This window comes from Salinicola salarius (assembly GCF_002179555.1).
GTDB classification, from domain to species: Bacteria; Pseudomonadota; Gammaproteobacteria; order Pseudomonadales; family Halomonadaceae; genus Salinicola; species Salinicola salarius_A.
On record NZ_NHOU01000102.1, the window covers coordinates 1 to 1,444 of the forward strand.

Annotated in this window: 1 protein-coding gene; it reads left to right on the plus strand. The window is 43.8% G+C overall.

Annotation, left to right across the window (positions count from 1 at the left end; genetic code table 11):
- The first annotated feature begins 211 nt into the window (after positions 1-211).
- Positions 212-1,177, plus strand: coding sequence for a LysR family transcriptional regulator (locus CCD76_RS19300; protein WP_087721103.1), 966 nt, complete (start codon positions 212-214; stop codon positions 1,175-1,177).
- Positions 1,178-1,444 lie beyond the last annotated feature (267 nt).

Genomic DNA, 1,444 nt, shown 5'->3' on the forward strand with positions numbered 1-1,444 from the left:
ACGGGTCTATTTTTCAGACAGAGCGTAGCCTATGGTGAGTAATCCTTTTGAAATATTTCTGTCAGGAACACCTTGACTCTAGAAGAGAAAACCCTGCGCCATCTTGTTCTCAGAGCATCCCCCGGGTGAATTACGCGGGTTAAGGTTTAGTAGCTTGTCAGGTGTCACAGTCGATGGGTCCCGCATCATATTTTATAAGTGACAAAATAATATGACGAACAGAAACATAGACTTGAGGGCCATGAGGTATTTTGTGGCAGTGGCTGAAGAGCTTCATTTTAGCCGAGCTGCAGATAGGCTATGTATATCACAACCATCGCTTAGCATTCAGATAAAAAAGCTGGAGAGCAGCTTAGGTGTAGCCCTATTCGAAAGAACAAAGCGTAGCGCGAATCTTACAAAACCTGGAAAGGTTTTTTACCAGGAATGTATTTCGATTTTATCAGCCGCAGACCGAGCAATATCATTAACGCTAGCTTCATCAGAGGAAGCCGGAGCTAAAATAGTAGTTGGTTTTCAAGCGAACGCTGCTGCAGAACTTACACCTAAGATACTAAAGCATTTCAGCACTCTTTTCCCTCACGCAGAGATCCAGATGAAATCTTTTGATTTCAGCGATCCTACGGCCGGACTAAATGATAAAAAAACAGATGTTGCTTTTGTAAGGCCACCAATACCTACATCATTAGATATACAGCTTGAAACTCTTTTTATTGAGAAAAGGCTGCTGGTAACACCTGAAGAGTCCTACCTGTCAAAGCATGATAGCATCAGCATTGATGGACTTTTTCAAGAGCCCTTTGTTGCAAGGCAGTCTCCTGAGGTATGGAGAAATTTTTGGCTGGCTATAAAAGATCGAAAAGGTTTTCCTGTGCGCATCGGCGCAGAAGTAAAAACAGTTGATGAATGTTTTGAAGCCATATTGAGTGGCTACGGTGTAGCCTTCACCCCAGAATCAACCCAACGATACTATAACAGGCCAGGGCTTTCATTCATTCCTGTATTCGGCATCTCCCCGTCATGCCTTTCAGTAGCTTGGAGACAGGATAACAACAACCTTCTTGTTCCTGAATTTATAAATTCATGCAGAGAAATAACAAAAAAAAATCCGATTACATGCATGTCGCATGAAGACAAGATGGGCGCCTGGCCTGCCACGTCGCCAGAGCCTACTTGATTACCACCTCTCTGAGCTGCACAGGCTATAGCAAACTCGGAAGAGCGCCACTTCACGTGATCAAGGCACGTTGTTGTTGGTATTAAACCATGGACCCTCCATTAACAATGGTTAATCCAATCACCCAATGCTTCCGAAAGCATACACGCAGGCGTTAACCCTGACTTGGCATATACTTCGAGCTATCACTTACCCATTAGCATATATTTGATTTCGACATAGTCATCGATACCATAATCCCGCCTCATTCACGAGGGTGCTGATTGA

What these genes read in the sequence shown, in the direction of transcription:
- CCD76_RS19300 (WP_087721103.1), top strand. Translation starts at nt 212, where the DNA reads ATGACGAACAGAAACATAGACTTGAGGGCCATGAGGTATTTTGTGGCA.